Annotated in this window: 5 protein-coding genes; 1 reads left to right on the top strand and 4 read right to left on the bottom strand. The window is 69.7% G+C overall.

The window, feature by feature from the left end; all coding sequences use genetic code 11:
- Positions 1-365, bottom strand: a 365-nt coding sequence (locus R6V09_RS43425; RefSeq protein WP_317886994.1) for a PadR family transcriptional regulator, incomplete at its 3' end; no start/stop codon positions are given.
- A 1-nt stretch (position 366) separates the two neighbouring features.
- Positions 367-1,320, bottom strand: a complete 954-nt coding sequence (locus R6V09_RS43420; protein ID WP_317886993.1) for a DUF4097 family beta strand repeat-containing protein — start codon at positions 1,318-1,320, stop codon at positions 367-369.
- Positions 1,321-1,519: 199 nt separating this feature from the next.
- Here R6V09_RS43420 and R6V09_RS43415 point away from each other — a divergent pair, with 199 nt between their 5' ends.
- A complete protein-coding gene (locus tag R6V09_RS43415) occupies positions 1,520-2,365 on the top strand; it encodes a hypothetical protein (RefSeq protein WP_317886992.1) in 846 nt (281 codons plus the stop codon).
- A 38-nt stretch (positions 2,366-2,403) separates the two neighbouring features.
- On the opposite strand, the gene R6V09_RS43410 is transcribed toward R6V09_RS43415, so the two are convergent.
- Both R6V09_RS43410 and R6V09_RS43405 read right to left on the bottom strand, forming a co-directional pair.
- Positions 2,404-2,586, bottom strand: coding sequence for a DUF6104 family protein (locus R6V09_RS43410; RefSeq protein WP_019075209.1), 183 nt, complete (start codon positions 2,584-2,586; stop codon positions 2,404-2,406).
- 85 nt (positions 2,587-2,671) lie between these two features.
- Positions 2,672-6,133: multifunctional oxoglutarate decarboxylase/oxoglutarate dehydrogenase thiamine pyrophosphate-binding subunit/dihydrolipoyllysine-residue succinyltransferase subunit (locus R6V09_RS43405; protein ID WP_317886991.1), on the bottom strand; the 3,462-nt coding region annotated here is incomplete at its 5' end.

Here is a 6,133-nt window from a genome sequence, read left to right as displayed (position 1 = left end):
CGCATCTCGCGCCGCAGGTCGCCCGCCGCGCCCCGGACGTCGGCCCGGATCTCGGCGGCCAACTCGGCGACGGACTCGCGGATCTCCAGCTCCAGGTCGGCCAACTCGCCGCTGCGGTCGGCCAGTTCGGCGCGGCCTGCGTCCGTGATGGCGTACACCTTCCGGCCGCCCTCGGTGGTGTGGGTGACCAGGCCCTCGGCCTCCAGCTTGGACAGGCGCGGGTAGACCGTGCCCGCCGACGGCGCGTAGAGCCCCTGGAAGCGCTCCTCCAGGAGGCGGATCACCTCGTAGCCGTGGCGGGGGGCCTCGTCCAGCAGCTTCAGCAGGTAGAGGCGGAGGCGGCCGTGGGCGAAGACGGGAGGCATGTCAGAGCACCTTCTTGTCGGTCGTGCCGTCGGCCGCGGTGCTGCCGGAAGCATCGTCCGGGCCGGAAACGGAATTGTCCCCCGAGTCGCCCTGAGCCCCGTTCGCGGGGGCGCCGGTCACGTCGTCCTCAGTGCCTTCTTCCTCGTCCTCCGCCGCCGGGCGGCGCAGCAGGGCGATCGAGCCGGAGACGGTCGTGGCCCGCAGCTTTCCGGTGCCCGCGCCGAGGCGGCCGGTGATCTTGTGGGCGCCCCACTGCCCGTGTACCCGCAGTCCCTCGAAGGCGTTGGAGATGGAACCGCTCGCCGTGTTCGCTTCGACGTCCGCGTCCGCCGGATGCGGCAGCCGGATGGCGATCTCGCCCGAGACATTGGTCAGCCGGACGTCGGTCGGGCCGTCCGGGTCGAGGTCCACGATCATGGAGCCGCTCACCGACTCGGCGCGCACGGAGGTCCCCGAGCCCTCGACGACGGTGAGGTCGCCGGAGACGGAGTTGAAGCGGAGGTCGCCGGTGACGGCCTGGGCTTCCAGGTTCCCCGAGACCGTCTCGGCGCGGACCGGGCCGGAGAGGCTGACGAGGGTGGTGTCGCCCGTGACGCCCCGCACCACCGAAGGCCCGCTGATCCCGGAGACGACTGCCGCGGCGCCCACCACCCCGACCTCGACCCGGGTGTTCGCCGGAACGGCCAGGGAGACCACCGCGCTGCGCCGCCAGCCCTTGCGGTCGAGCCACTTGAGGAAGCCCTTCCAGGGCAGGTCCTCGTACGCCACCGTGAGGGTGCCGTGCTGCTGGGTCACCACCAGGGGTGGCCCGTCGATCTCGGAGATTTCGAGGCGGGCGGAACCCTCGTCGGTCCCCACGACGTTCACCGTTCCGTTGACGATGCGCACATGGAGATCGCTCACGGGCTCGTCGAACGTGAGCTTCTTGGGCTCTGCGACGGACCACTCGGACATGATGCAGACCTCCTCGGTCGAACCGCACGGGACGGGATCGGGCACAGACGGGACCGGACACGACGCGCCATATCGCGTCTTCCGAGAAACACGATATATCGCGGATGCGGAAAGTCAAGACACTCGTTTCGGTGATCGCCGATCGACCCCGACCGTCCAACGACCGGCGGAAAGGGGCGTATTGCCCTAGCGTGTGACCATGTCCACGGAGAAGTCCCAGGTCGGACGACGGGCCGGTGCCGGCACGGGCGCCCTGCTGCTCTGCCGGGCGGACGCGGATTCCGTCGCTCCGGCGGCACATCTGCTCCGCGAGCGCATGCTGCTGACCGGCGCGGGCGACGACTGGAGCGTGCTCGTCCCCGAGGGCAAGCCCTGGCTGCGCGGCGACGAACCGGTCGACCGTGTCCTCACCGGCTGGGCCGCCGCGCTCGCCGTCGGCGCCCCCTGGCCCGTACTCGCCCTGTGGTGGGACGCCGACCGGGCCGGCTACACCCTGGCCTCGGGCTTCCGCCGTCCCGTCGGCTACGTCTGGCTCGCCGACGGCACTCCCGCCGGTGAGGACGAGGCGATGCGCACCTTCGCCGCCCGCCTGGCCCTGGACCCAGTACTGGATCTGCAGTCCCTCGATCACCTCACAAAACCGGACCCCGAGGCCGACGCCTGCACCCGGATGCGCGGCCTCCTGGCGGTCCTCACGCGCGCGGGAGTGGCCCTGCCGACGGGCCTCGCCCCTGGTGAACCGGCCGACCGCCTCCGCGAGATCGCCCGCATCCGCCCGGACGCCCGGCAGATCGAGCGGTCGGGCTGGCGGGAGGTGGTCCGCACGGAACTCGAAGCGGTCGACAGCAGCCGCCTGGGCCCTTGGCTGCCCTGGTCCGGTACCCCCGCGGCACGCGCCCTGTCCCTGGCCCAGCTGACGGCGGGTCTCCCGCTCACGGCTCTGGGTCTACGACGTCGTAGCGCGGGCTGGATCGTCGCGGGGGCACTGCTCCTGGCCCACGGGGCGCTGGGCATCGCCTACGAGTTGGCCCGCCCGCGCGACTGACACCGGGGCGGGACCCGGCGTCGTAGGAACCGGAACGGCTACTCGTCGTCGTCCTCGTCGTCCAGCCGGGCCAGCCAGGTCGCCAGGCGCTCCACCGGGACCTCGAAGTCCGGGTTCAGGTCTACGAACGTCCGCAACTGCTCGGCGAGCCACTCGAAGGTGACCTCTTCCTCGCCGCGCCGCTTCTCCAGTTCTTCGATGCCACGGTCCGTGAAGTACATGGGTCAAGGATAAGTGCGCACAAACGGCCGGGCCGCACCCCCGGAGAGGGGGTGCGGCCCGGCCGCGTGCGCCAGTGCGGGGCGGTTACGCCTCGAACACCTCCCGCACCAACTGCTCCTGCTCCGCCTGGTGCCGCTTGGCCGAACCCACCGCCGGCGACGAGCCGTGCGGGCGGGAGATCCGGCGCAGGCGCTCGCCGTGGGGCACGTCCGCGCCGACCGCCAGGTCCAGGTGGTCGATCAGGTTCAGGGCGATGAACGGCCAGGCACCCTGGTTGGCCGGCTCCTCCTGGGCCCACAGGTACTTCTCGGCGTTCGGGTACTTGGCGATCTCGGCCTGGACCTCGGCACCGGGCAGCGGGTACAGCCGCTCAAGGCGGATGATCGCCGTGTCCGTGGTGCCGCGCTTGACCCGCTCGGCCTCAAGGTCGTAGTACAGCTTGCCGGTGACGAAGACGACCTTGCGCACCGCGGCCGGGTCCTGCACCGACTCGTCGCCGATGACCGGGCGGAACTGACCCGTCGTGAACTCCTCCGTCTTCGACGCGGCGGCCTTGAGGCGCAGCATCGACTTCGGGGTGAAGACCACCAGCGGCTTGTGGTGCGGGTTGTGCACCTGCCACCGCAGGAGGTGGAAGTAGTTCGACGGCAGGGTCGGCATCGCGACCGTCATGTTGTTCTGCGCGCAGAGCTGGAGGAAGCGCTCCACGCGGGCCGAGGAGTGGTCCGGGCCCTGGCCCTCGTAGCCGTGGGGGAGGAGCAGCGTCACACCGCTCGTCTGGCCCCACTTCTGCTCCGCCGCCGAGATGTACTCGTCGACCACGGACTGCGCGCCGTTGACGAAGTCGCCGAACTGCGCCTCCCACATCACGAGCGCGTCGGGGCGGGCCAGCGAGTAGCCGTACTCGAAGCCCATGACCGCGTACTCGGAGAGGAGCGAGTCGTAGACGTTGTAGCGCGCCTGCTCCTCGGAGAGGTACTGGAGCGGGGTGTAGTCCTCGCCCGTCTGACGGTCGATGAGGACCGCGTGGCGCTGGCCGAACGTGCCTCGGCGGGAGTCCTGGCCGGAGAGACGGACCGGGGTGCCCTCAAGCAGCAGGGAGCCGATCGCGAGCGTCTCGCCCATGCCCCAGTCGATCGTCCCGTCCTCGACCATCGTCGCCCGGCGCTGCAGCTGGGGCAGCAGGCGCGGGTGGACGTGGAAGTTGTCCGGGATGTTGACCTGGGACTCGGCGATCCGCTTCACGACCTCCGAGGAGATCGCCGTGGACACCGCGACCGGGAACTCCGCCTGCGGGTCCGACATCGGCGCCGCGCCCGGCTGGGCCGTCGCCTCGCGGACCTCCGTGAAGACCTTCTCCAGCTGGCCCTGGTAGTCCTGGAGGGCTTGTTCGGCTTCCTCAAGAGTGATGTCGCCGCGACCGATGAGGGACTCGGTGTACAGCTTGCGCACCGAGCGCTTCTTGTCGATCAGGTCGTACATCAGGGGCTGGGTGAAGGCCGGGTTGTCCGACTCGTTGTGACCGCGGCGGCGGTAGCAGATGAGGTCGATCACCACGTCCTTGTTGAACGCCTGGCGGAACTCGAAGGCCAGCCGCGCGACGCGGACGACGGCCTCGGGGTCGTCGCCGTTCACGTGGAAGATCGGGGCCTCGATCATCCTCGCCACGTCCGTCGCGTACATCGACGAGCGCGAGGACTCCGGTGCGGCCGTGAAGCCGACCTGGTTGTTGATGACGATGTGGATCGTGCCGCCGGTGCGGTAGCCGCGCAGCTGCGACATGTTCAGGGTCTCGGCCACCACGCCCTGGCCCGCGAAGGCCGCGTCACCGTGCAGGGCGAGGGGCAGGACCGTGAAGTCCGTGCCGCCCTTGTTGATGATGTCCTGGCGGGCGCGGACGATGCCCTCGATGATCGGGTCGACCGTCTCCAGGTGGGACGGGTTCGCCGCGAGGGTGACCTTGATCTGCTCGCCGTCCAGGCCGGTGAACGTGCCCTTGGCGCCCAGGTGGTACTTCACGTCGCCGGAGCCGTGCATCGACTTCGGGTCGAGGTTGCCCTCGAACTCGCGGAAGATCTGGGCGTACGACTTGCCGACGATGTTCGCGAGAACGTTCAGGCGGCCTCGGTGGGCCATGCCGATGACGACCTCGTCGAGGCGCGACTCGGCCGCGCTGTCGATGACCGCGTCCAGCAGCGGGATGACGGACTCGCCGCCCTCAAGGGAGAAGCGCTTCTGGCCGACGTACTTCGTCTGCAGGAAGGTCTCGAAGGCCTCCGCCGCGTTCAGGCGGCGCAGGATGCGCAGTTGCTCCTCGCGCTCCGGCTTGGAGTGCGAGCGCTCGATGCGGTCCTGGATCCACTTGCGCTGCTTCGGGTCCTGGATGTGCATGAACTCGATGCCGGTGGTGCGGCAGTAAGAGTCGCGCAGCACTCCCAGGATGTCGCGCAGCTTCATCAGGGACTTGCCGGCGAAGCCGCCGACCGCGAACTCCCGCTCCAGGTCCCACAGGGTGAGGCCGTGCTCGGTGATGTCCAGGTCGGGGTGCTTGCGCTGGCGGTACTCCAGCGGGTCGGTGTCGGCCATGACGTGGCCGCGGACCCGGTAGGAGTGGATCAGCTCGAAGACGCGGGCGGCCTTCGTCACGTCGTTGTCGTGCGACGCGTCGATGTCCTTGAGCCAGCGGACCGGCTCGTACGGGATGCGCAGCGCCTCGAAGATCTCGTCGTAGAAGCCGCTCTCGCCGAGCAGGAGGTTCGCGACGATCCGCAGGAACTCGCCGGAGGCGGCGCCCTGGATGACCCGGTGGTCGTAGGTCGACGTGAGCGTCATGACCTTCGAGATGCCGAGCTTGTTGAGGGTGTCCTGGCTCGTGCCCTGGAACTCGGCCGGGTAGTCCATGGAGCCGACGCCCATGATGACCGACTGACCGGGCATCAGGCGGGGGACCGAGTGGACGGTGCCGAGGCCGCCGGGGTTGGTCAACGACACGGTGACGCCCGTGAAGTCATCCATCGTCAGCTTGCCGTCGCGGGCGCGGCGGACGATGTCCTCGTAGGCCTGCCAGAACTCGAAGAAGTTCAGCGTCTCGGCCTTCTTGATGCCGGCGACGACGAGCTGGCGGTCGCCGTTGGGCTTCACCAGGTCGATGGCGAGACCGAAGTTGACGTGCTCCGGCTTGACCAGCGTGGGCTTGCCGTCCTTCTCCGCGAAGGAGTAGTTCATCGACGGCATGGCCTTGATGGCCTGCACCATCGCGTAGCCGATGAGGTGGGTGAAGGAGATCTTCCCGCCCCGGGCACGCTTCAGGTGGTTGTTGATGACGATGCGGTTGTCGAAGAGCAGCTTGACCGGGACCGCGCGCACGGACGTGGCCGTGGGCACCTCGATCGAGGCGTTCATGTTCTTCGCGACCGCGGCGGCGGGGCCGCGCAGCGTGACGAACTCGGGGCCACCGGGGGCCTCGGTCGCGGGCTCGGCCTTCTTCGGCTGGGCGGCCGGGGCCGCTGCCTTCACAGGGGCCGGAGCGGCTACGGGAGCCGGTGC

It is taken from the genome of Streptomyces sp. W16, from assembly GCF_033194735.1.
In the GTDB taxonomy this organism is placed as follows: domain Bacteria; phylum Actinomycetota; class Actinomycetes; order Streptomycetales; family Streptomycetaceae; genus Streptomyces.
The sequence above is the reverse complement of the archived record's forward strand: the minus strand, read 5'-3'. Positions and strand labels throughout refer to the sequence as shown.

Bases quoted from the DNA above. Each gene is read 5' to 3' on its own strand.
- R6V09_RS43420 (WP_317886993.1), bottom strand. From the start codon at position 1,320: ATGTCCGAGTGGTCCGTCGCAGAGCCCAAGAAGCTCACGTTCGACGAG.
- R6V09_RS43415 (WP_317886992.1), top strand. From the start codon at position 1,520: ATGTCCACGGAGAAGTCCCAGGTCGGACGACGGGCCGGTGCCGGCACG.
- R6V09_RS43410 (WP_019075209.1), bottom strand. From the start codon at position 2,586: ATGTACTTCACGGACCGTGGCATCGAAGAACTGGAGAAGCGGCGCGGC.